The sequence below is a fragment of the Actinomycetospora aeridis genome, assembly GCF_037400275.1.
Lineage (GTDB): Bacteria > Actinomycetota > Actinomycetes > Mycobacteriales > Pseudonocardiaceae > Actinomycetospora > Actinomycetospora aeridis.
On record NZ_JBBEGL010000001.1, the window covers coordinates 720,975 to 743,952 of the forward strand.

General features: G+C 74.8%; 17 protein-coding genes. 4 read left to right on the plus strand and 13 right to left on the minus strand.

Annotation, left to right across the window (positions count from 1 at the left end):
* Positions 1 to 6: 6 nt before the first annotated feature.
* From WCD41_RS03435 to WCD41_RS03465, 7 genes are read right to left on the minus strand one after another with little or no spacing between them, the layout of a single operon-like run.
* A complete protein-coding gene (locus tag WCD41_RS03435) occupies positions 7 to 267 on the minus strand; it encodes an MbtH family protein (RefSeq protein ID WP_337711966.1) in 261 nt (86 codons plus the stop codon).
* A 3-nt stretch (positions 268 to 270) separates the two neighbouring features.
* A complete protein-coding gene (locus WCD41_RS03440) occupies positions 271 to 510 on the minus strand; it encodes a phosphopantetheine-binding protein (protein ID WP_337711967.1) in 240 nt (79 codons plus the stop codon).
* Between the two features lie 58 nt (positions 511 to 568).
* On the minus strand, positions 569 to 1,411 hold the full coding sequence (locus tag WCD41_RS03445; protein ID WP_337711968.1) for an ABC transporter ATP-binding protein: 843 nt from the start codon (positions 1,409 to 1,411) through the stop codon (positions 569 to 571).
* A gap of 7 nt (positions 1,412 to 1,418) precedes the next feature.
* On the minus strand, positions 1,419 to 2,495 hold the full coding sequence (locus tag WCD41_RS03450) for a FecCD family ABC transporter permease (protein ID WP_337711969.1): 1,077 nt from the start codon (positions 2,493 to 2,495) through the stop codon (positions 1,419 to 1,421).
* Positions 2,492 to 3,541, minus strand: a complete 1,050-nt coding sequence (locus tag WCD41_RS03455) for a FecCD family ABC transporter permease (RefSeq protein WP_337711970.1) — start codon at positions 3,539 to 3,541, stop codon at positions 2,492 to 2,494. Before WCD41_RS03455 ends, WCD41_RS03450 begins: the two co-directional genes overlap by 4 nt.
* The gene (locus WCD41_RS03460; protein ID WP_337711971.1) at positions 3,538 to 4,476 is read right to left on the minus strand and encodes a methionyl-tRNA formyltransferase; all 939 of its coding nucleotides are present in this window, start codon (positions 4,474 to 4,476) and stop codon (positions 3,538 to 3,540) included. The genes WCD41_RS03455 and WCD41_RS03460 overlap by 4 nt, the downstream gene beginning before the upstream one ends.
* A gap of 34 nt (positions 4,477 to 4,510) precedes the next feature.
* On the minus strand, positions 4,511 to 5,521 hold the full coding sequence (locus WCD41_RS03465) for an ABC transporter substrate-binding protein (RefSeq protein WP_337711972.1): 1,011 nt from the start codon (positions 5,519 to 5,521) through the stop codon (positions 4,511 to 4,513).
* 274 nt (positions 5,522 to 5,795) lie between these two features.
* Here WCD41_RS03465 and WCD41_RS03470 point away from each other — a divergent pair, with 274 nt between their 5' ends.
* Positions 5,796 to 12,827, plus strand: a complete 7,032-nt coding sequence (locus WCD41_RS03470) for a non-ribosomal peptide synthetase (protein WP_373695075.1) — start codon at positions 5,796 to 5,798, stop codon at positions 12,825 to 12,827.
* Positions 12,828 to 12,831: 4 nt separating this feature from the next.
* Here WCD41_RS03470 and WCD41_RS03475 read toward each other — a convergent pair whose 3' ends face one another.
* Entirely contained in the window at positions 12,832 to 13,719 is an 888-nt protein-coding gene (locus tag WCD41_RS03475; RefSeq protein ID WP_337711974.1) for a siderophore-interacting protein, read from the minus strand.
* A gap of 95 nt (positions 13,720 to 13,814) precedes the next feature.
* Between WCD41_RS03475 and WCD41_RS03480 the strand changes: the two genes are divergently transcribed.
* Both WCD41_RS03480 and WCD41_RS03485 read left to right on the plus strand, forming a co-directional pair.
* The gene (locus WCD41_RS03480) at positions 13,815 to 15,239 is read left to right on the plus strand and encodes an MDR family MFS transporter (RefSeq protein ID WP_337711975.1); all 1,425 of its coding nucleotides are present in this window, start codon (positions 13,815 to 13,817) and stop codon (positions 15,237 to 15,239) included.
* Positions 15,236 to 15,760 (plus strand): formaldehyde-activating enzyme, encoded by a 525-nt coding sequence (locus tag WCD41_RS03485; protein WP_337711976.1) that lies wholly within the window; start codon positions 15,236 to 15,238, stop codon positions 15,758 to 15,760. The genes WCD41_RS03480 and WCD41_RS03485 overlap by 4 nt, the downstream gene beginning before the upstream one ends.
* Positions 15,761 to 15,776: 16 nt before the next feature.
* On the opposite strand, the gene WCD41_RS03490 is transcribed toward WCD41_RS03485, so the two are convergent.
* Genes WCD41_RS03490 through solA form a run of 5 tightly spaced genes read right to left on the minus strand, consistent with a single transcriptional unit; the run spans position 15,777 to position 21,858 of the window.
* Entirely contained in the window at positions 15,777 to 16,712 is a 936-nt protein-coding gene (locus tag WCD41_RS03490; RefSeq protein ID WP_337711977.1) for a PDR/VanB family oxidoreductase, read from the minus strand.
* A gap of 11 nt (positions 16,713 to 16,723) precedes the next feature.
* Entirely contained in the window at positions 16,724 to 17,914 is a 1,191-nt protein-coding gene (locus tag WCD41_RS03495; protein ID WP_337711978.1) for an NAD(P)/FAD-dependent oxidoreductase, read from the minus strand.
* On the minus strand, positions 17,911 to 19,374 hold the full coding sequence (locus WCD41_RS03500; RefSeq protein WP_337711979.1) for an aldehyde dehydrogenase family protein: 1,464 nt from the start codon (positions 19,372 to 19,374) through the stop codon (positions 17,911 to 17,913). Before WCD41_RS03500 ends, WCD41_RS03495 begins: the two co-directional genes overlap by 4 nt.
* Positions 19,371 to 20,684: an aromatic ring-hydroxylating oxygenase subunit alpha gene (locus tag WCD41_RS03505; protein ID WP_337711980.1), complete on the minus strand. Its 1,314-nt coding sequence runs from the start codon at positions 20,682 to 20,684 to the stop codon at positions 19,371 to 19,373. The genes WCD41_RS03500 and WCD41_RS03505 overlap by 4 nt, the downstream gene beginning before the upstream one ends.
* A complete protein-coding gene (gene solA, locus WCD41_RS03510) occupies positions 20,677 to 21,858 on the minus strand; it encodes an N-methyl-L-tryptophan oxidase (RefSeq protein WP_337711981.1) in 1,182 nt (393 codons plus the stop codon). The genes WCD41_RS03505 and solA overlap by 8 nt, the downstream gene beginning before the upstream one ends.
* 133 nt (positions 21,859 to 21,991) lie before the next feature.
* Between solA and WCD41_RS03515 the strand changes: the two genes are divergently transcribed.
* Positions 21,992 to 22,915 (plus strand): LysR family transcriptional regulator, encoded by a 924-nt coding sequence (locus tag WCD41_RS03515; protein WP_337711982.1) that lies wholly within the window; start codon positions 21,992 to 21,994, stop codon positions 22,913 to 22,915.
* Positions 22,916 to 22,978: the final 63 nt, after the last annotated feature.

The following is a 22,978-nucleotide window of genomic DNA, read 5'->3' on the forward strand; positions in this document are numbered from 1 at the left end:
CGCAGGTCAGCGGCCCTGCTCGGCGGCCTCCATCCGGGCCACGAGGCTGCGGGGGCGCATGTCGGTCCAGTGCGTCTCGACGTACTCGAGCGCGGCGTCACGGTCGGCGCCCGGCGCCCCGCCGGCCTCGTCGGAGCCGCCGTCCTGACCGAACACCACCGTCCAGCCGGCGGGGACGTCGGCGAACACCGGCCAGAGGCTGTGCTGGCCCTCGTCGTTGACGAGGACGAGGAAGCGGCCGTCGGGATCGTCGAAGGGGTTCGGCACGGGTCAGCCTCCGGTGAACAGGCGGCTCCAGGCCGCGACGGTCGGTTCTTCGGCGAGGTCGACGAAGCCGACGTCGGCCCCGGTGTCGCCGCGCCACTGCTCGACCAGGCTCATGAGCCGGATCGAGTCGAGCCCGAGGTCGAACAGGTCGTCGTCGTCACCGACGTCCGCGGGCTCCTCGCCGAGGGCCGCGGCGACGTCGCCCCGGATCCGGTCGCGGTCCAACACCGCCGGTTCCGCCATGGTCGGGTCCTCCTCGTTCTCAGGGCAGGCTTACCTAACGATCGCGCGGTGAGCGCTGTCAAGGGAGAGGGGTCTCCGACACGGTGCCGGGCTCCTCGGTGTCGGCTTGCTGGGAGCGCCGCCGGCGGCGCCGGGCGGGGATGCACATCGGGGTGTGCTCCTCGGGGTCGGCGACGATGCGCACGTCCAGCCCGAACACCGTCCGCACCATCCCGGCGTCGACGACGTCTGCCGGCGGGCCCTGCGCGTGTATGCGGCCGCGGTGCATCGCGACGAGGTGGTCGGCGTAGCGGCACGCCTGGTTGAGGTCGTGCAGCACCATCACCACGGTGCGGCCCTGCTCGCGGTTGAGGTCGGCGAGCAGGTCGAGCACCTCGACCTGGTGGGCCATGTCGAGGAACGTCGTGGGCTCGTCGAGCAGCAGCGTGCCGGTGTCCTGCGCCAGCGCCATCGCGATCCAGGCCCGCTGGCGCTGGCCGCCGGAGAGCTGGTCGAGCGCGCGGCGGCGCAGCACGGCGGTGTCGGTGACCTCCAGCGCCCACTCGATGTGCGCCTGGTCGTCGGCGGAGAACTGCTGCAGCCACGACTGGTGCGGGTAGCGGCCCCGGGCGACGAGGTCCTCGACGGTCAGGCCCTCCGGCGCGGCCGGCGACTGCGGCAGCAGCCCCAGCCGGCGGGCGACCTCGCGGGTCCCGAGCTTCGCGAGCTCGGTGCCGTCGAGCAGCACCGCCCCCGACCGCGGCGCGAGCAGCCGGGCCAGCCCGCGCAGCAGGGTCGACTTGCCGCACGCGTTGGCCCCGACGATCGCGGTGACGGCCCCGGCGGGCAGCTCGAGCGTCAGGTCGGCGACGACCGGGTCCCCGCCGTAGCCCAGGGTCAGGTCACGGGCGCTCAGGCTCATGACGGGCTCAGCCTCCTCGGGCGGGTCGGTTGGCGCGGTGGAGCAGGTAGAGGAAGAAGGGGGCGCCGACGACCGAGGTCACGGTGCCGACGGGCAGCTCGATCGGCGCGAGCACCAGGCGGGCGACCAGGTCGCACACCATCACCAGCACCCCGCCGACGAGCGCCACCGCGGGCAGCACGGCCGCCCCGGTGAGTCCCGTAAGGCGCCGGGCGATGTGCGGCGCGATGAACGCGACGAACCCGATCGGCCCGGCCGCCGCCACCGCGAACGCCGCGAGCCCGGCCGCCACGACCACCAGCCCGAGGCGGGCGCGCTGCACGGTGACCCCGAGCGCGAGCGCCGAGTCCTCTCCGAGGGAGAGCGCGTCCAGGCTGCGGGCGAGGCCCGCCGCGGCCGGCAGCAGGATCACGAGCCCGACCGCGAGCGGCCAGAACTCCTCCCAGGTGACGCCGTTGAGGCTGCCGATCAGCCACACCGCCGCGCGCTGCACGTCGATGAGCTCGCCGACCACCAGCAGGTACTGCGTCCCGGCCGTCGCCGCGGCGGCGAGGGCGATCCCGATCAGGACCAGCCGGAACGGGGACAGGCCGCCGCGCCAGGCCAGGGCGTAGATCAGCGTCGCCGACGCGACGGCACCGGCGAACGCCCCGACGGGCAGCAGCGCGGCCGGGGCGCCCAGGACGAGGATGGCGACACCGGTGAGGCTCGCGCCCCCGGTCACGCCGATGATGTCCGGCGCCGCCAGCGGGTTGCGCACGAGCGTCTGGAGGATCAGCCCGGAGAGCCCGAGCGCCATCCCGCAACCGAGGCCCACCAGCGCCCGGGGCAGCCGGAGCCCGATGATGATGAACTCGTCGCTCCGGGTCCCCGTGCCGACGAGGGTCGCGACGACGTCGCCGAGCGGGATGGGGAACTCCCCGACGCTCACGGACAGCGCCGCGGCCACGAGCCCGACGACGACCGCGCCGGCGCACACCGCGAGCAGCCGCAGGTCGAGCAGGCGCGAGAACCGCGCGGTGCGCACGGGGACGCGGCGGGGACGCCTGTCGGTGCTGGTGCTGGTGCTGTCGGTGGCGGTCACAGCTGCGCCAGCCGTCCCCGGCGCACCAGCCAGATGAACACCGGCGCGCCGATCACGGCCATGACGATGCCGACCTGCAGCTCGCCCGGCGACACGAGCACCCGGCCCAGGACGTCGGCGACCAGCAGCAGGACCGGGCCGAGCACCATCGCGTAGGGCATGAGCCACCGGTAGTCCGGGCCGACGAGCGCCCGTGCGGCGTGCGGGACGACCAGCCCGACGAAGCCGATCGGTCCGGCGACCGCGACCGCGCCGCCGGCGCACCCGACGACGGCGAGCGCCGCGAGCACCCTGGTCAGCGCCACTCGCTGGCCCAGCGACCGCGCGACGTCCTCGCCGAGCGCCAGCGCGTTGAGCGCCCGGGTGGAGTACAGCGCGAGCAGCAGCCCGGCGCCCAGGAACGGGACCGCGCCGGCGAGCGTCCCGAGGTCGCGCCCCGAGAGCGCCCCGACCACCCAGAAGCGGAACGCGTCGAGGGTGCCGGAGTCGAGGAGCGCCAGCGCGGACGTCAGCGAGATCAGCAGCGCCGCCACGGCCGCGCCCGCGAGGGCCAGCGTGACGGGACTCGCCGCCGCCCGGCCCGACGCCCCGAGGGCGTAGACGACGACCGCGGCCACCCCGGCGCCGAGCAGGGCGAACGGGGTGTAGCCGGCCGTGGTGGTGATGCCCAAGATGTAGATCGCGGTGACCACGGCGAACGCCGCCCCGGCCTCGATGCCGAGGATCCCGGGGTCGGCGAGCGGGTTGCGCGTCACGCCCTGGATGACGGTGCCCGCCGCGCCCAGCGCCGCGCCGACCGCGAGCCCGATCAGCGTCCGCGGCAGCCGCAGCTCCCGCACCGCGACGTGGGCGTCGGTGCCGGCGTAGTCGGTGAACGCGGTGATCACCTGGGCCGGCGAGACCGGGAGCGCCCCGACCGCGAGCGACAGGAGGACGGCCACGACGAGCAGCACCAGCCCGCCCACCAGGCCCGCCGCGCGGGCGGTGCCGGTGGCCAGGGGTGGCGCGGTGCGCTCCTCGGCGGAGGTGGCCGTCGTCGCGGTCACTCGAGGTAGTCCCCCATGCGCCGGAACCAGTCCCCGGCCACGTGCTCGGTCCCGTCCTCGTCGAGCACGCGCTGCAGCACGAGCCCGTGCTGCCCGCCGCGCCACGACTCCGGGCCCGCGACGACGATCACGCCGCGGCCCTCGCGGGCGAACACGCGCCCGTGCGTGCCGCCGGCCTTCTCCCGCGAGACGGACGCCTCGAGCACCCGCAGCCGCCGCCCCTCGTGCAGGCACCAGGCGTTCGGGTACGGCCCGGTCTGGGCGCGGACGAGGTTGACGAGGTCGCGGGCCGACCGGTCCCAGTGGATCCTGTTGTCCGGGTCGGCGCGCTTGTGGAAGAACGACGCGTGCGCCGGGTCCTGGCGCAGCCAGTCGTGCGGCCCGTGCTCGATCCGGTCGAACGCGTCGAGCGAGAGCTCCCCGAACAGGCCGACGGTGCGGTGGAACAGGTCCTCGGTGGTGTCGGTCGGCGTCACCGCCACCGTGCGCTGGGTGATGATGTCGCCGCGGTCGAGGTCGGCGTCCATCCAGTGCGCGGTGATGCCGACCTGGCTCTCACCGTTGATCAGGGCCCAGTTCAGCGGGGAGAAGCCGGCGTACTTCGGCAGCAGCGAGTCGTGGGTGTTCACCGTCCCGCGCTCGGGGGCCGAGAACACCTCCGGGCTGATCCAGGTCCGCCAGTTGCACGCCAGGCCGATCTCGGCGCCGGACTCCTTGATGGTGGTGACGAGCTCGTCGTCGACGGCCTTCTCGCGGTAGACGACGGGGATGCCGTGCACGCGGGCCAGGTCACCCATGGACTCCTCGAAGATCGCGGGCGCCCACTCGCCCTCCTCGGGGTGGCTGACGGTCAGCACCACCTCGTGGCGGGACTCGAGCAGCGCGGCCAGCAGCCGCGCTCCCCACTTCTGGTAACCGAACAGGACGACGCGCATCGGGCTCCTCGGGTGGGACGGAGGTGCGGCGGGCTCAGCGGAACAGGGTGGCGAAGGTGTCGAGCGTGGTCATCGCGCCCTGGTAGTCCGGGCGGAAGCTCGACGACGGCACCTCGTAGGCGTTGTTCGCCGCGACGGCGGGCAGGCGCGCGTACACGGGGTTGGTCCGCAGCTGGTCCAGCGGCGTCTGCCCGATCGGCACGAAGATCGCGGTCGGGGCGTCGGCGACCCGGGGGAGCAGCTCCTGGCTGACCTCGAACGAGTCGCCGGTCCCGAACAGCGGCGGGTTGTCGGCCTTGGTGATGACGTCGTCCGCGGTGAACCCGAGGTCGGTCGCGATGCGGGGCAGCGCCGCCGTCGGCGTGATGACGTAGGACTTGCCGTCGCGGGCCTGGTAGAGGAACACGGTCGGCTGCGGGGGCACGCGCAGCGCCCCGCGGACCTGGGCGGCCCGGTCCTGGTAGGCCTGCAGGAGGCCCGGCACGCGGTCCGCGCGCCCGACGACGTCGGCGATCCGGGTCAGCTGGTCCTGCCACTGCGTGAAGGCGGGCAGCAGCACCGTCGGCGCGATCTGCTGGAGCTGCGGGTAGGCGTTGGCGGCCTGCGCGGCGGTGAAGCCCTGGCCGCCGCCGATGATCAGGTCCGGCCGGGCCGCGGCGACCTGCTCGATCGAGAGCCCGGCGCCCTCGCTCGCGAGCCGCGCGGTGCCCTGCTGCTGGGCCTGCGCCGACCAGCTGGGCGGGAAGCCGGAGGCGTCGTTCTGCACGCCCAGCACGCGCGGGTCGGCCGCGACCACCGGCGCCTCGAGGGTGAACAGGTCACCCGCGAGACCGCCGGACAGCACGGCGATGCGCTGCGGGGCCGCGGGCACCTGCACCGGGCCGCGCTCGGACTCGACGGTCCGGGTCTCGCCGGAGGCGCCCCCGCCGGACGACTCGCCCCCGCCACCACAGCCCGCGAGGACGAGCAGCGCGGCCAGGCCCGCGAGGAGCAGGCGGAGGGGTGTCCTCCGAACGGTCGTGGCGTGCTCGCCCACTGGGCTCACAGGTGCTCCCTTCCGCGCCCGTCCGGCGGGCTCCGCGCGTCGTCGAGTCGGCGTCGTCGAGTCGGGGGGAGGTTAGGGCAGGCTTGCCGCACCGCACCAGCGGGGCGGTCGCAGGACGTGGCGAGACCGACACCACGCGTCACTCGTCTCGCGGACGGGACGCGTGACCCACTCGTGTGTTAGGTATGCCTAACCACAAGTCGGTGGCGAGGACGACGGCTGTCCGTCCTCCGCGGGACGGGAGGACGGCGTGACGACCGCTGGCGTCGAGACGGTGACCCCGCAGGACGGTCCCCGCGAGGACGGGCTCCTGGAGCTCACCGGTGCCCAGCTCGGCATCTGGAACGCGCAGTGGCTCGAGCCCGACTCGCCCCACTACCTCGTCGGCGACGTGGTCGAGATCGACGGCCCGGAGACGCTCGACCTCGCCGCCCTCGCCGAGGCGGTCCGGCGCGCGCTCGACGAGGCGGAGACCGTGCGCCTGCGCCTGCACGACACCCCGGACGGGCCGGCCCAGCGCCTCGCCGACGAGCCCGCGGCGCCCCCGGAGACCGTCGACCTGCGCGCCGAGCCCGACCCCGTCGCCGCGGCGCACACGGCGGTCGCGTCGATCCGGGCGCGCGCGGCCGAGGCGTGCCGCGGCCTCGTCGACCGCCCCCTGCACAGCCAGACCCTGCTGGTGCTCACCGACCGCACGGCATGGTGGGTGCAGCTCTACCACCACGTGATCATCGACGGGTACTCCGCGGCGATGCTGGCCCGGAAGGCCGCCGCGCACTACACGGCGCTGGTCCGGGGCGAGGAGCGGCCGGCGCCGGAGTTCGGGGCGATCGCCGACCTCGTCGCCGCCGACCGGGAGTACCGCGCGAGCGAGCGGTACGAGCGCGACCGCACCTACTGGCGCGACCAGCTCACCCCGCTGCCCGAGCCGTCCGGCGCCTCCCGCACGGCGTCGGGGGCCCCGGAGCGCACCGTCGCGGCCGCGGCCGTCGTCTCCCCGGCGACGCTCGCGCGCCTCGGCGAGATCGGGAAGCGCAGCTCGACCACCTGGGCGGACGTCCTCATCGCCTGCTTCGCCGCCTTCCTGCACCGCGCCCACGGCGAGTCCGACGTGGTCATCGGCATGCCGCTGATGTGCCGTGTCGGCAAGGCCGCCCTGCGCACCCCGTCCATGGCCGTCAACCTGCTGCCGCTGCGGATGACCGTCCGCGGCGACGACCGGCTCGACGACCTCAGTGCGCGGGTGGCCGGGCAGATGAAGGCGATGCGCACCCACCAGCGCTTCCGTGGCGCGGACCTGCCGCGCGAGCTCGGCGTGCCGGGGCTGGGCGCGATGCTGGTCGGCGGCATCAACCTCAAGGCCTTCGACTACACGATCGACTTCGCCGGCTCGACCGGCGTGATGCGCAACGTCGCAGGCGGGCCGCCGCAGGACTTCGAGCTGACCGCGACCCCGACCGCGGACGGGGGGCTGCGGCTCGGCTTCGAGGTCGACGAGCGGCTCGCCGACCGCCGCGGTGTGCAGTGGCGGGCGGACGCCCTGCTGCGGGTGATCGACGCGCTCACCGGGGAGGACGCTCCGCCGATCGGGCGGGTCGAACTGACGACGCCCGACGAGGAGGCCGCGCTGCGGGGGGACTGGGCCGGGCCGCCCGTCACCGGTGAGCCCGAGGACGTCCCCGCCGCGCTGGACCGCCTCGCCGCCGAGGTCGGCGACGGCACGGCGCTGGTGTGCGGCCCGGAGCGGCTCACGGCCACCGAGCTCGTCGGCCGCGTGCACCGCACCGCGCGGGCGCTGCGGGCCCGGGGCGTCGGGACCGACGACGTCGTGGCGATCGCCCTGCCGCGCTCGGTCGACCTCGTCGTGACCCTGCTCGCGGTGCTCGACGCGGGCGCGGCCTACCTGCCGCTGGACCTCGCGCACCCGCCCGGGCGCCGGCAGGAGCTGATCGACGACGCCCGCCCGGTGCTGGTGGTGACGGAGGAGGAGGCCGCGACCCTCGCCGCCGAGGCCGACGCGCTCCCCGACGGCCCGCCGGCGGCCGCTCCCGGGTCGCCGGACCGGCTCGCGTACGTCATCTACACCTCCGGGTCCACCGGGCGGCCCAAGGGCGTGCTCGGCCGGGCCGGGGGGCTCGCGGGGCTGCTCGCGCACCACCGCACGACGGTCGACGAGGTCGCGGCCGGGCGCGTGCTGCGCGTGGCCCACACCTACTCGTTCGCGTTCGACGCCTCGATCGACCAGCTGCTCTGGCTGCTCTGCGGGCACGAGCTGCACGTCTACGACGCCGAGCTCACCCGCGACGCCGAGGAGCTGCTCGCGGCCTTCCGCGCCGACCGGATCGACGTCGTCGACACCACCCCGTCGATGGCCGCGCAGCTCGTCGAGCAGGGCCTGCTCACCGGGGAGCACCCGCCGGCGCTGCTGGTCCTCGGCGGGGAGGCGACGCCGCCGGGCCTGTGGCAGCGGGTCGCGGACTCCGGCGTCGCGGCGCGCAACGTCTACGGGCCGACCGAGGCGTCGGTCGACGCCACGATCGCCGCGATCGACCGCGGGTCGCCGACGATCGGCGGCCCGCTGCCCGGCACGCGCGTGGCCGTCCTCGACGTCGCGCTGCAGCCCGTGCCGCACGGCACCGTCGGCGAGCTCCACCTCGCCGGGCCCCACCTGGCCCGCGGCTACCTGGGCAACCCCGCGACCACCGCCGAGCGCTTCGTCGCCGACCCCTCCGGCCCGCCCGGCGCGCGGATGTACCGCACGGGCGACCTCGCCCGCTGGGTCCCCGGGCGCGGCCTCGACTACCTGGGCCGTGGCGACGGCCAGGTCAAGATCCGGGGCTACCGGGTCGAGATCGGCGAGGTGGAGGGCCGGCTCGCGGAGCTGCCCGGCGTGCGGGCGGCGGCCGCGGTGGTGCGCACCGACACCGGGCGGCCCCAGCTCGTCGGCTACGTGGTGCCGGCCGGGGAACCCGTCACGTCCGACGCCGTGCGCCGTGACCTCGCCGCGCACGTCCCCGAGCACATGGTCCCCTCGACGGTCCTGGTGCTCGACGCGCTGCCCACCACGACCAGCGGCAAGCTCGACCGCCGGGCGCTCCCGGCGCCGCCGACGACGCGGACGGGCCGGGCGCCGGAGACCGACCGCGAGCGGGCCGTGTGCGAGGTGCTCGCCGGGCTCCTCGGGCTCGACCGGGTCGGGGTCGACGACGACTTCGTGGGGCTCGGTGGCGACAGCATCACCGCGATCAGCGCCTGCTCGCGGCTGCGCGCCCACGGCCTCGAGCTGCGCCCGCGCGAGCTGCTCGCCGCGCCCGACCTCGCGTCGCTCGCGGCCCTCGCGCGCACCACCGACGACGCGCAGGACGCCGCGCCCGAGGTGCTGGTCGACCCCGCGTCGGTGGAGGGGTACGAGGGGCGCATCCGCGAGGCCCTGCCGGCGACCGACCTGCAGGCCGGCCTCGTGGTGCACAGCCTCGCGCGCGGCGACGAGGACGCCGAGGTCTACCTCGTGCAGGGCGTGCACCGCCTCGTCGGGCGGATCGACGCGGCGCGGCTGCGCGACGCGGCCGCCGAGCTGCTGCGGCGCAGCCCGGCGCTGCGCAGCGTGCTGACCACCGCGACCACCGGCGAGGTCGTGCAGGTCGTGCCCGAGGACGTCGTGCTGGGCTGGCGCGACGTCGACCTGACCGGTCGCCCGCGCGGGGAGCAGCAGGAGGCCGTCGACGCGGAGGCGCGCGCGGAGCTGGACGGCGACTGGCACCCGGCCCGCCCGCCGCTGATCCGCTTCGTCCTCGCCACGCTCGGCGAGGACGACCACCGGCTCGTCGTCTCCAACCACCACGCGCTGCTCGACGGCTGGTCGATGCCGCTGGTGTGCCGGGGGCTGTTCGCCGTCTACGACGAGTTCGGCGGCGGGGGACGGGCCGCACCGACGGCTCCGGTGACGGACTTCCTGCGCTGGCTCGCCCGCCAGGACCGCGCGGCGTCGCTGGAGGCGTGGCGCGGGCTGCTCGCGGGCGTCGACGACGGCACGCGGCTGGCGCCGGGCTTCGTCAAGGGGGCCGGCCTCGACCGGCCCGAGCGCGTGCACACCGAGCTCGACGCCGACCTCAGCGCCGCGATCCGGGCCTTCGCCCGGCGCCGCGGGATCACGCTCGCGACCGTCGTGCAGACCGCGTGGGGCCTGCTGCTGGCCCGGCTCACCGACCGGCACGACGTGGTGTTCGGCGTGCCGGTGTCGGGGCGGTCGGGCCAGGTCGACGGCATCGAGACGATGATCGGCCAGCTCGGCAACACGGTCGTGGTGCGCTTCCGGTACCGCGACGCCGACACCGTCGAGCACGTCCTGCGGGCCGTGCACGAGCAGTCGGTCGCGATGACCGACCACCACCACGTCGGGCTCGCGGACGTCCAGCGCGCGGCCGGTGTCGGGGACCTGTTCGACACGCTGTTCGTCACCGAGAACCTGCCGATGTCCGCGCGTACCGGCGTCACGCTGGCGCCCGGTGTCGTGCTGGACGGGGTGGCGACCGACGACGGCACGCACTACCCCATGAACGTCGTCGTCCTGCCCGAAGAGAGGATCCTCGTCCGCTTCGGCTACCAGCCGCGGGCGTTCGACGAGGAGACCGTGCGGCGCATCGGTGACCGGCTGCGCACGCTGCTCCGCGACATGGTCGACCACCCGGAACGGCCCGTCGCCCGGCTGCGGCTGCTCGAGCCGGCGCGGGAGGCCCGGGTGCTCGCGGCCGGCACCGAGCACGTCGCCGGCCACCGCGTCCGCGGGGGCTGCCTCGAGGAGTTCGGCGCCCGGGTGCGGGAGCACCCCGACGCCGACGCGGTCGAGTGCCGCGACCGGGTCCTGACCTACGCGGAGCTCGACCGGCGCGCCAATCGGCTCGCGCACGCGCTGCTCGCGCACGGCGTGCGGCCCGAGCAGCCGGTCGCCGTGCTGCTGGGCCGGGACGTCGAGATGATCGTCGCGGTCCTCGGGATCTTCAAGGCCGGCGCGGTGTACGTGCCGATGGACCCGACCTACCCGCGCGACCGGCTCGAGTACATGGTCGGGGACGCCGCCGCGGTGGCGGCGGTGACGACCTCGGACGTCACCGTCGACCTGCCGCTGACCGGGGTGCCCGTCGTGCGGTTGGACGACCCCGCGCTGGTGGCCCCGTCCCCGTCCTGGGACACCGACCCGACCGACGCGCGCCGCGGCACGACCGAGCAGTCGCTGGCCTACGTCATCTACACCTCGGGCACCACCGGGCGTCCCAAGGGCGTCGCGGTGAGCCACAGCGGGTTCGCCGGCCTGATCGCGCTCCAGGAGGACGTCGTCGGCGTCGGGCGGGAGCGCTACCTGCACTTCGCGACGACCAGCTTCGACGTCGCGATCTGGCAGATGATGCTGCCGCTGCTCTCCGGCGGGACGTCGGTGATTGCGCCGGAGGAGGTCCGGCTGCCCGGCCCCGAGCTGCTCACCTACATCACCGACCACCGCGTCACCGGGATCAACCTGCTCCCGTCGTTCCTGGCCGCGATGCCCGACGACGCGCGCATCGACCCTGACGTCTTCATGGTCGTCGGCGCCGAGCGGCTCGACCCCGCCGTGGCCCGCCGGTGGGGCGACGGGCGGCGGGCGCTCTTCAACGCCTACGGGCCCACCGAGGTCACGATCAACGCGGTGACGTGGCACTACGACCCCGCACAGATCGTCGACGCCGACGAGGGCCCGCTGCCGATCGGGCGGCCCGACCCCGACGTCCGCGCCTACGTCCTCGACAGCGGGCTGCTGCCCGTCGACGTCGGGATGGTCGGCGAGCTGTACCTCGCCGGCCCCGGGCTGGCCCGCGGCTACCTGAACCTGCCGGCGCAGACCGCGCGCACCTTCGTCGCCGACCCCTTCGGCCCGGCGGGCGAGCGCATGTACCGCACCGGCGACCGGGTCCGGTGGCGGGCCGACGACCAGCTCGTCTACCTCGGCCGCACCGACGACCAGGTCAAGGTCCGCGGCGTGCGGATCGAGCCCGGCGACATCGAGTCGGCGCTGGCGCGGCACCCGGACGTCCGCGCCGCCGTCGCTCACGTCCGCGAGGACCGGCCCGGGGAGCGCCGCCTCGTCGGCTACGTCGTCCCGGTCGACAGGGCCGGCCTCGACGGGGCCGGCCTGGATGGGGTTGGCCTCGACACCGCGGCGGTGCGCGCCCACCTCGCCGGCGAGCTGCCCGCGGCGATGGTCCCGACGGCGCTGGTCGTCCTGGACCACCTGCCGCTCGGGCCGAGCGGCAAGCTCGACCGCGCGGCGCTGCCGGCGCCCGAGCAGGGCGCGACCGTCGCCCGGGCGCCGAGCACGCCCGCGGAGTCCGTGCTGCTCGGCGTGCTGCGCGAGGTGCTGGGCAACGACGCCGTGCAGCTCGACGACGAGTTCGTCGACGTCGGCGGGGACAGCATCGTGTCCCTGGCGCTCGTGTCGCGCAGCCGGCGCCAGGGGGTCGCCCTGTCGGTGCGGGACGTGCTCGAGGGCGGCACCGTCGCCGGGATCGCGGCGCGGGCGACCGTGGGGGAGTCCCCGGGTGGCGACACGGCGGACCTGCCGCGGAGCCACGTCCTGACCCTGCGGTCGGGGTCGGCGCCGCCGCTGTTCTGCGTCCACCCCGCGGGCGGGTTCGCGACGGTGTTCACCGGGCTCGTGCGGGAGCTCCCGGCCGATCGTCCGGTGATCGGCCTGCAGCTGCCGTCACTGGACGGCACGCCCGTCGCCGCGACGACGATCGACGAGCTCGCCGGGACCTACCTCGCGACGATCCGGTCGATTCAGCCCGAGGGGCCGTACCACCTGCTCGGGTACTCGTTCGGCGGCAACGTCGTGCACGCGCTCGCCGCGCTGCTCACCGCGCAGGGCGAGGAGGTCGCCTTCACCGGGATGATCGACTCCGGTCCGCTGTCGGCCGAGCGGGCCGACGGTCGCGGGCCGGACGCCGACACCGTCGAGCGCGAGCTGAGGGCCGCCCTGCCCCCGGGGGCGGCGGAGGGCGCGCCGGACCTGTTCGCGGCGGTGCGCGCGGCGGTCGAGCAGACCGTGGCGATCCGGACCGCCTCGCACGCGCCCCGCTACGACGGCCGGCTGACCCTCTTCGCCGCCTCCCGGGCCACCGACGGTGGCGACGGCGAGCGGCTGGCCGAGGCCTGGCGCGAGCTGGTCGGCGCGGACCGGCTCGTGGACCACCGGGTCGAGGGCGACCACGCCGCGATGGTGTCCGCCCAGGGCTGGGCCGTGATCGGGCCGATCGTCGCGCGGGCGCTGCCGTGACCGGTCAGTCGCCGTGCCCGTGGCCGTGCCCGTGATCCTCGCCGTCGCCGGGGTTGTGGTCCTCGTCGAACATCGACAGGCCCACCTTCCAGTAGCCGGTGATGGAGACGTCGGCGGGGTCGAGGCCGAGGTCGTCGCGCACCCAGCGGCGCAGCGGCTTGATCGACCCGGCCTCGCCGGCGACCCACACGTACACCGACTCGCCCGACGGCACCTTCACCGCCCGCACCGCGTCGGCCAGGACCGTGCTGCGACCGGCGGCGACGCCGTCGCGGTGCAGCCAGGTGACGGTGACGCCCGCGGGCGCGCCGAGGTCGACCTCCTCGGAGGCGTCGGCGACCTCGACGAACACCCAGCCCGTCGTGTCCGCCGCCATGTGCTCGACCCACCGCTGGATCGCCGGCAACGCGGTCGTGTCGCCGGCGAGCAGGTAGTGGTCGTAGCGCCCGGGCACGGCGAGACCCGCGGGCGGCCCGGCGACCCACGCCGTGTCGCCGGGCCGTGCCGCGGCCGCCCACGCCGAGGCGAGCCCGCCGGGGTGCAGCACGAAGTCGAGGTCGAGCTCGCCGGCGTCGACGTCGTGGCGACGCACGGTGTAGTCGCGCGTCGGCGGCATCGGCTTCGGCCAGAAGAGCATCAGCCCGTCCGCCTCGGGCAGGCGCAGCCCGCCGTCGTCGTCGGGGAAGACCAGTTTGACGTGCTCGTCGACGACGCTGTGGCTCTCGAAGCCCGCGAGCTCCGGGCCGCAGAGGGTCATGCGCAGCATCGCGGGGCCGACCGTGCGCGTACCGAGGATCTCGAGACGGCGGATGCGGATGGGGTACGGCACCTTGGTGCCCCCCTCGCCCCGCAGGGCCTCGGCGACGCGCTCCCGGGGTCGGTCCCGGTCCATGGGCAGCTCCTCACTCGGCGTGGATCGCGGCCGACGATGCCACACGCTGCGCCGGATTTGTTAGGTCACCCTTGCCTGAAGGAGGATCCGCTCCCGTGACCGCGCCTGCCGCTCCCGAGCCGCCCACGGAGATCGACGGCCGCCTGCTGCGCACCGCCTTCGTGCTGGTGCTCGGCACGTTCATGGCGACGCTGGACGCGACGATCGTCAACGTCGGGATCGACACCCTGGCGACCGAGTTCGGGGCGTCGGTCACCGAGATCCAGTGGGTGACGACGGCGTACCTGCTCGCCGTCACTCTCGCGGTGCCGTCGTCGGGCTGGATCGTCGACCGGTTCGGCGGGCGCCGGACCTGGATCGGTGCGGTGATCCTCTTCCTGGCCGGGTCGCTGCTCTGCGCGCTGGCGTGGTCGACGGCGAGCCTGATCGTCTTCCGCGTGATCCAGGGCCTCGGGGGCGGGCTGCTCCCGCCGGTCGGTCAGGCGCTCGTCGCGCGGGAGGCCGGCCCGAAGCGCATCGGGCGGATCATCAGCATCGTCGGTGTCATCCCGCTGCTCTCGCCGGTGCTCGGGCCGGTGATCGGCGGCTCGATCCTCGCGGTGGCCGACTGGACGTGGCTGTTCTGGGTCAACGTCCCCGTGGGTCTGGTCGCCGTGGCGCTGGCGTGGCGGTTCGTGGCGCCGAACCCGCCCGCGGCCCAGGGCGCGAAGTTCGACGTGCTGGGCGCGGCCCTGCTGCCGCCCGGGCTCGCGGTGCTCGTGTTCGGCCTCACCGAGCTGGGCAACGGCCGTCCGCTGACCTCGGCGCCCGTGCTCGTCGGCCTCGTGGGCGTGGTGATGCTCGCGCTGTACGTCGTGCACGCGCTGCGCACCCCCGGCGTCCCGCTCATCGACCTGCGGCTGTTCACGAAGCCGCCGTTCGGTGCGGCCGCCGCGGCGCTGATCGTGCTGGGCGCGTCCGTGTACGGCGCGATGTTCCTGCTGCCGCTGTACTTCCAGATCGGGCGCGGCCTGACCCCGTTCGCGGCGGGCCTGCTGCTCGCCCCGCAGGGCATCGGCGCCGCGCTCGGCTCGATCGTCACCAACCGGACCGTCGACCGCGTCGCCCCGCGCACCCTGGTGCTCACCGGGATCGGGCTGATCGCGCTCGGCACGGTGCTGTTCACCCAGCTCGGGAGCGTGCCGCCGGAGGGGCTGATCGTCGCGTCGATGCTCGTGCGCGGGCTGGGGCTCGGCATGATCGGGGCCCCGGTGATGAACGTCGTCTACTCGTCGATGCCGCACGCCCAGCTGCCGCGGGCCTCGAGCGCGCTGAACCTGCTCAACACCCTCGGCGGCTCGGTGGGCACCGCCGTCCTCGCCGTCGTCCTGCAGACCCGGCTCGAGGCGCGGGCGCCGCTCGGCGAGCCGGGGGTGGCGCTGGCGTTCGCCGATACGTTCTGGTGGACGCTGGCGTTCTGCCTGATCGCCGTCATCGGGGCGACGAGGCTGCCGCGGCGCAGTCCTGGGGAGGGCACATGAGCGGGCTCGACGGACGGGTGGCGCAGGGCTGGGGCGGGACACCGCCGGACGGCGTTCACGTCAACGTCGTGCTCGCCGAGCGGGGATCGCCGACCGCGGCCGCCCTGATGACGTCGTTCACGGCGCCGAGCGCGGGCTTCGCGCCGATCCTCGTCAGCCTCGGCCCCGACCAGCCGTCCTACGAGACCCTCTACCCCCCGACGATCATGCTGAACAAGATCCCGGCCGACGGTGGCATGGTCGAGACGCTGGTGTTCGGCGCCTGCCAGGTCGGGATCGCGCGCGGGGTCCTCGACGCCGTGGCCGACGGCGCGGTGTCCGCCGACCAGGACACGCTCGTCTTCGTGTCGCTGTGGATCGACACGCAGGCCGGCGACGAGGACGCGGTGTGCCGGTCGGCGCGCGGGGCGACCGGCCGCGCCGTCGTCGAGGCCGCGCGGGGCCGGGCGGCCGAGGACGCGCAGCGGCTCGTCGAGCAGCGCGACACCGTGACGCACCCGGCCTACGGCGGCAGCGCCTGAGCGCGGACAGCGATCGTCACAGGTCCAGCGTCAGCCGCCCGCAACCCCGCTCCGCGCGCGAGACGCAGATGAAGATCGTGTTCTGGTCGGCCTTCTCCACGTCGGTCAGCAGCGAGTCGCGGTGCTCGGCCCGGCCGGCGAGCAGCGGCGTCTCGCACGTCCCGCACGTGCCCTCCCGGCACGACCAGAGCGCCGGGATCCCGGCCTCCTCGGCGACGGTGAGGATGCTGCGGCCGGGGTCGACGGTCGCGGTGACGCCGGTGCTCGCGAACTCGACCTCGAACGACTCGCCGCCGGCGTCCTCGAGCACCTTCGGCGCGAAGCGCTCCACCCGCAGGCTCCCCGCGGGCCAGATGCTCATGAGCGCGCCGACGGCGTCGAGCATCGGGGCCGGCCCGCACGCGTAGACGAGGGTCCCGAGGCGCGGGATCGCCACCAGCCCCGCGAGGTCGAGCAGTCCGACCTCGTCCTGCGGCGCCACCGTGACGCGCTCGCCGTACGCCGCGAGCTCGGGCAGGAACGCCATCGACGCCCGCGAGCGGCCCCCGTAGAGCAGCGTCCACTCCGCGCCCGCCGCCTCGGCCGCGGCGATCATCGGCAGGATCGGCGTGATCCCGATGCCGCCGGCGACGAAGACGTAGCGCCGGGCCGGCTCGAGCGCGAAGTGGTTGCGGGGCTCGCCGACGGCCACGATGTCGCCGCCGTGCAGCTTGTCGAACACGTACTCCGAGCCCCCGCGGCTGACCGGCTCGCGCAGGACACCCAGGCGCCACCGCTGCCGGTCGGCCGGGTCGGAGCACAGCGAGTACTGCCGGACGAGGCCGTCCGCGAGCGCCACATCGACGTGCGCGCCGGGCGCCCAGTGGGGCAGGGGACCGCCGTCGGGACGCCCGAGCGTCAGGGAGACGACGCCGTCGGCCTCGTCGCGGCGCTCGTGGATGATCATGTCCATGTCGGTCTCCCTCAGCGCATCTGGCCGGCGCCGACGTAGGGGTGCGGGCTGGTGAGCAGCGCACCCTCGGCGAAGCGGGTGAGGCGGAAGTCCTCGGCGGGGATGTCGGGGTCGGAGCTCCGCCCGTCGACGACGAGGTCGGCGACGAGCCGCCCGACGGCGGGGGAGATCTTGTAGCCGTGGCCGGAGAACCCGGCGGCGACGACGAGACCGTCGAGCCCGGTCGCCGAGATCACCGGGTTGAAGTCGGGCGTGACGTCGTAGCAGCCGGCGTAGGTCGACGCGATCGCCGGATCCGCGAGGCCGGGCAGGCGGGTGCCGACCTTCTCGACGGCGACGTCCACGGCCTCCGGGGTGGCCTGGTTCGAGTAGCGGTCCGGGTCGGCCGGCTCGAGCACCGAGAGGTCCGAGTTGCCGAACAGCAGCTGCCCCGCGCCTTCGGGGCGGATGTACTGCAGCGACACCAGGTCGGAGAAGACCGGCACCGGGCCGAGCGGCTGACGCGGGTCGACGAGCACGATCTGCTCGCGGTGCGGCGTCAGCGGCAGCTCGATGCCGTGCGCGGCGAGCAGCGCGACCGACCACGGCCCGGCGGCGAGCACGACCGTGCCGGTCGCGACGGTCGTGCCGTCGGCGAGCTCGACGCCGGTGACGGGGTCGCCGGCCGTGCGGATCGCGGTGACGGCGGTGCCCTGACGCAGCCGCGCGCCGGCCCGCCGCGCGGCGCCCGCGAAGGCCTGCGCGGTCTGGTAGGCGTCGCCGTACCCGCCGCGCGGCTCGTGGGCGAAGGCCCCGAACGGCTCGAGGTCGGCCACCGGCCAGAGCTTCTGCACCTCGCGGTGGTCGATGTCCTCGGTCTTCACGCCGACGGCGCGCTGGGCCTCGAGCGAGGCGGCGAAGGCGTCGACGTTCTCCGGGCCGACGCCGACGACGTAGCCGGTCTGGTGGAAGCCGACGTCGGCGCCGAGCACGAGCGGGGCGTCCTCGAAGGTCTGCAGGCTGCTCGCGGCCATCGCCGCGAGGGAGGAGACGCCGTAGTGGCTGCGGACGACGCCCGACGACTTGCCGGTGCCGCCCGAGCCGACGGTGGCCCGCTCGACGATCAGGACGTCGGTGACGCCGCGGCCGGTGAGGGCCCAGGCGGCGGCGCAGCCCTCGAGGCCGCCGCCGATGACGACGACGTCGGCAGAACTCGTGCTCACGGGGATCCTTCCTGGTCCGACGAGGGGTGCTGGGAGACGCGGGCGACGACGGTCTTGAGCTTCACGTAGCTCTCGAGCGCGACCAGCCCGCGCTCGCGGCCGGTGCCGCTGCGCTTGGTGCCGCCGAACGGGACGCCGGGTCCGCCGCCCCAGTACTCGTTGATCATGATGTAGCCGGCGTCGACACGGTCGGCCACGCGCAGCGCGCGGTCGATGTCGCGGGTGTGGATGCCCGTGCCGAGGCCGTAGTCGGTGTCGTCGGCGAGGGCGATCGCCTGGTCCTCGCCGTCGAACGGCAGCACGGCGAGCACCGGCCCGAAGATCTCCTCGCGGGCGATGCGCATGTCCGGCGTGACGTCGACGAAGGTGGCCGGCGCGAGGAAGTACCCGGCGTCGGGGAGCTCGCGGGGGGCGTCCGCGACCCGCGCCCCCTCCTGCCGCCCGATCTCGACGTAGCCGGTGACGCGGCGGTGGTGCTCGGCGGAGACGAGCGGGCCGAGATCCGGGTCGTCGACGCCGGGCCCGATCGTCAGGTCCGCCGTGCGCGCGACGATGCGCGCGACCAGCTCGTCCTGCACCGCCCGCTCGACGAGCAGGCGGGTGCCGGCGTCGCAGTACTGGCCGGTGTTGGTGGTGAAGCCCATGACGACCTGCGCGGCGACGTGGTCGAGGTCGGCGTCGGCGAACACGATCTGCGGCGACTTGCCGCCGAGCTCGGTGACCACCGGCGTGATGTGCTCGGCGGCGGCCCGCAGCACGGCCCGCCCGGTCGCGACCGAGCCGGTGAACGTCAGCGACCCGACGCCGGCGTGCGACGCCAGGGCGGCCCCGGCCTCCGCGCCGAGGCCGGTGACGACGTTGACCGCGCCCGTCGGGAACCCGGCCGCCTCGACGAGGCCCGCGAACCGCAGCGCGGTCAGCGGGGTCTGCTCGGCGGGCTTGACGACGGCGGTGTTCCCGGCGGCGAGCGCCGGCGCGACGCTGCGGCACAGCATCGACAGTGGCGCGTTCCACGGGACGATGTGCGCGGTGACCCCGACCGGCTCCCGCACGGTCCAGGCCAGCGAGCCGGGGCCGAGCGGGATGGTCTCGCCGTGCAGCTTGTCGGCCGCGCCGGCGTAGTAGTCGAGGTAGCCGACGCACCCCGCGATCTCGCCGCGCGCGAGCGACAGGGGCTTGCCGGTGTCGAGGGTCTCGAGGCGGGCGAACTCCTCGCTCGCCGCGTCGAGGGCCGCGGCGAGCCGGCGCAGCGCCCGCGCCCGGTCGGCGGGTGTCGTCCGGCGCGTGTGCCGCGCCGCCGCCCGTGCGGCCGTCACCGCGGCGTCGACGTCGTGGGCGTCGCCGCGCGCGATCTCGGCGATGACCTCGCCCGTCGACGGGTCCTCGACGGCGATCGTGCGGCCGTCGCGGGCGGGCACCGTCGTGCCGTCGACGACGTGCCCCGACGCGAGCGCGGTCACGGGTCCGGGAACATCCGCGTCATCGTGTCCTCGTCACCGCCCGGCACACGATCGACGCCGACGACCTTGTCGATCACCATGTTCTGGAACCGGTGCAGCGGCTCCTCGAAGCGGAAGCACATTCGCCCGCCCCGGTAGGCCGGGTTCTCGATGCCCTCCTGGACCCGCTCGACGATCTCGATGTCCTGGCGGTTCACGAGATCCCAGAACTTCGCGAGCTGCTCGATGCCGTCCTCGGCCTCCGCGTGCTCGAGCGACTCGGGGTGCGCGAGCAGGACCGCGGTCTCGACGGTGCGGTTCGCGGCGACCGGGCGGTTGAACAGCACGAACGCGTGGTTCGGGAGCACGACGAGCGCGGTGGACGGGAACAGCCAGACGAACCGGCCGGCGTCGGCGTCCTGGGGACCGAGGGTGCTCAGCGCCTGGAGCCCGTCCCAGCCGCCGGCGTCGGTGTTGCGCGACACCGGCGTCGTGCACATGCCCGTGTACATCCCGGGCCCCTGCCAGCGGTAGTGGTCGGAGAACTTGGAGACCTGGTTGAGCTCCGGGTGCACCCAGGGCAGGTGGTAGTACTCCATGAAGTTCTCGCCGACGAGCTTGTAGTTCGCGTTGATGTCGTAGGTCAGCCGGCGCTGCGGGACCCATTCGTCGAGGCGGTAGTCCCGGAAGCGCGTGGGCAGGTCGCCGAGGTGGACCGACAGCGGGGCGGCGTCCGGGTCGAGGTTGACGAACAGGAACAGGCCCCAGGTGTCGACGGCGACGTCGATGAGCCCGTAGTCGGCCTTGTCGAAGCCCTTGGCGACGGACGTGTCGAAGATCGACTCCTCGCCGGCCGGGACGTCGGACCCCTCGAACAGCGGGGTGCCGAGGCACGCGCCGTCCGTGTCGTAGGTCCACGAGTGGTACGGGCAGCGGATGCGCCCGCGGTGCCCGACCTCGCGGGCGTCGTTCGCGAGCAGCTTGGTGGCGCGGTGGCGGCAGACGTTGTGGAACGCGCGCAGCTGACCGTGACGGTTGCGCGTGACGATCACCGAGCGGCCGGCGACGTCGACGACGATGCAGGCCCCGTGGCGGTCGACGTCGGCGGCGAGCCCGACCGCGACCCAGCTCGCAGCGAAGACCTTCTGCTGCTCGAGCGCGAAGAACTCGGCCGCGGAGTAGGCGTCGGGCAGCAGGGTCGAGGCCAGTTCGACGGGCAGCCGGGTCGCGGCGTAGGTGGCCTCCTCGGTGTAGGTGGCCGGGTCGACGGGACGAGCCGGGAGGGTGGCCGGGGTCGCCGGCGAGACCTTCGGCAGGGTCGTCTCAGACATGGAAGCTCCGCGGGTAGCTCGGGTCGGTCAGGGCGGGGCGGGTGATCGAGAAGCTCCCGATCGGCTGCGACGGGACGTGGTCGAGCGCGAGCTCCGCGAGCAGCTGGCCGATCAGGGCGGCGAACTTGAACGCGTGGCCCGCGCCGTTGGCGACGACGATCTGCGGGTGCTCGGGCAGGGTGTCGAGCACGAAGTCCTGGTCCGGGGGGACCGTGTAGAGGCAGGTCTTGGAGTAGAGCTCCGGGCCGGCGAAGCGCGGCACGTGCTCGTCGAGGAACGCCAGGTAGCGCTGCCGGCGGACCGGGTCGGGCTCGAACGTGCGCTCGTCGGCGGTGGTCTCGTGGCCGCCCATGTGCTGGCCGAGCTTCGTGGCGACCTCGCCGTACACGGGGAAGCCGTAGAAGTTGTGGGCGCCGTGCCACATGAAGATCGGGAAGCGGGACGGCGAGAACTCCGCCAGGTGCGGGGTGGCGTAGTAGGTGACCTGCTCCTGCAGCACGGTCAGGGGCAGCGTCGTGCCGGTCTCGGCGAGCACCTGGTTGGTCCAGGCGTCGCTGGTGACGACGACCCGGTCGGCGTGCAGCACGCCGTCGTCGGTGACCACGGAGACGCCCTCGCCGTCGGGACGGATGGCCCGGACGGGGGTGTTGGCGCGGATCTCCGCACCGTGTGCCCGGGCGAGGGCGCGGTGTACGGCGTTGGCGCGCGCGGCGTCGACGATGCCGGAGTCGGGCTGGTAGAGGGCCTGCTCGCTGCCGGAGAGCGTGAACTGCGGCCAGCGCGCCATCAGCTCGTCGGCGTCGAGACGCTCGTAGGCGACGCCGAAGCGGTCGAACATCGCGGTGTAGCCCTCGATGTTGCGGCTGCCGGAGGCCATGCCGGCGCGGGCGACGCGGTCCTCGATCACCAGCCCACCGGTGCGGGTGACGATCTGCTGGCACGCCTCGGCCTCGACCTCGTGCCACGCCTTGTACGCGGGCTCGGCGAGCGCGGCGTACTCCTCCTGGTGCTGGGCGAGCCGGATGATCCGGGAGTGGTCCTGCGAGGCGCCGCGGGCGTGGCCGAGCTCGAACTGCTCGAGCCCGAGGACACCGTCGCCCAGGGCCGAGGCGAGGCGGAAGAGGGTCGCCGAACCCAGCCCGCCGAGGCCGACGACGATCGCGCGGTAGGACAAGGGAATCTCCTGCTCCAGGTCGTGGTCGACGCACCGGCCGGCGGCGGTGCCGTGGTGCGTGACCGCAGTGTGGGAGCCGAATTCCTTCCGAGTCCATCGAAACGTCGAACCTATGATCTTGTACGATCGGTACATGATCGACCGGCGGCTCCGGGTGCTCGCGGCCATCGCCCGGCACGGCACCGTCACCGCCGCCGCGGAGGTCTGCCGGCTCACCCCGTCGGCGGTCTCGCACCAGATGCAGGCGCTCGCACGGGAGCTCGCGGTGCCGCTCCTCGAGCCCGTCGGGCGGGGTGTGCGGCTGACGCCGGCGGCCCGCACGCTGCTCGAGCACGGCGAGACGCTGACCGCCCAGTGGGAGCAGGCGCGGGCCGACCTCGCGGCGCACCGGGCGGGGGCGGTCGGGGGAACCCTGCGGTTCGCGGCGTTCTCGAGCGCGGCGGCCGTGGTCGTGCCGCGGGTCCTCGAGCACCTGCGTCAGGAGCACCCGCAGCTGCGCGCGCGGCTGCGCGAGACCGAGCCGGCGCGCTCGTTCGACCTGCTCGCCGCCGAGGACGTCGACCTCGCCGTCGTCGTCGCGACGCCGAGCATCCCCCCGGCGTCCGACCCGGCCTTCGACCAGCACGCGCTGTTCGACGAGCCGCTCGACGTCCTCGTCGGGCCCGGGCACCCGCTGCTCGAGCGCGACGGCGTGGCGCTCTCCGACCTTGCCGCCGACCCCTGGGTGTGCGGCAACACCGGCCGCGCCTACCACCAGCTCGTGACGCTCGCCTGCAGCCAGGCGGGCTTCGCGCCCGACATCGCACACCACGCCGACGAGTGGGACACCGGCGCCGCGCTGGTGGCCCGGGGCTTCGGGGTGGCGCTGGTCCCGCGCCTGGCCGACCTCCCGGCGCACCACGACACCCGGCGCCTGCGCATCACCACCCCGCCGGTGCCGACCCGGCGCGTCATCGCGGCCGTGCGCGCCGGCTCGCAGGAGCTGCCGACCATCGCGGCGGGACTGGACGCGCTGCGGCACGTGACGGAGACGGGGCTCGACGCGCTCGACCCGTGAGGGGGCGGCGCCGTCGGGTGATCAGCAGGCTCGTGCGGGGGGATGTCGATCTTGGTGGAGCCC

Excerpts from the sequence above, each read along its gene's own strand:
- WCD41_RS03440 (WP_337711967.1), bottom strand. The coding sequence starts at position 510 with ATGGCGGAACCGGCGGTGTTGGACCGCGACCGGATCCGGGGCGACGTC.
- WCD41_RS03445 (WP_337711968.1), bottom strand. The coding sequence starts at position 1,411 with ATGAGCCTGAGCGCCCGTGACCTGACCCTGGGCTACGGCGGGGACCCG.
- WCD41_RS03460 (WP_337711971.1), bottom strand. The coding sequence starts at position 4,476 with ATGCGCGTCGTCCTGTTCGGTTACCAGAAGTGGGGAGCGCGGCTGCTG.
- WCD41_RS03475 (WP_337711974.1), bottom strand. The coding sequence starts at position 13,719 with ATGGACCGGGACCGACCCCGGGAGCGCGTCGCCGAGGCCCTGCGGGGC.
- WCD41_RS03485 (WP_337711976.1), top strand. The coding sequence starts at position 15,236 with ATGAGCGGGCTCGACGGACGGGTGGCGCAGGGCTGGGGCGGGACACCG.
- WCD41_RS03490 (WP_337711977.1), bottom strand. The coding sequence starts at position 16,712 with ATGGACATGATCATCCACGAGCGCCGCGACGAGGCCGACGGCGTCGTC.
- WCD41_RS03505 (WP_337711980.1), bottom strand. The coding sequence starts at position 20,684 with ATGTCTGAGACGACCCTGCCGAAGGTCTCGCCGGCGACCCCGGCCACC.
- WCD41_RS03515 (WP_337711982.1), top strand. The coding sequence starts at position 21,992 with ATGATCGACCGGCGGCTCCGGGTGCTCGCGGCCATCGCCCGGCACGGC.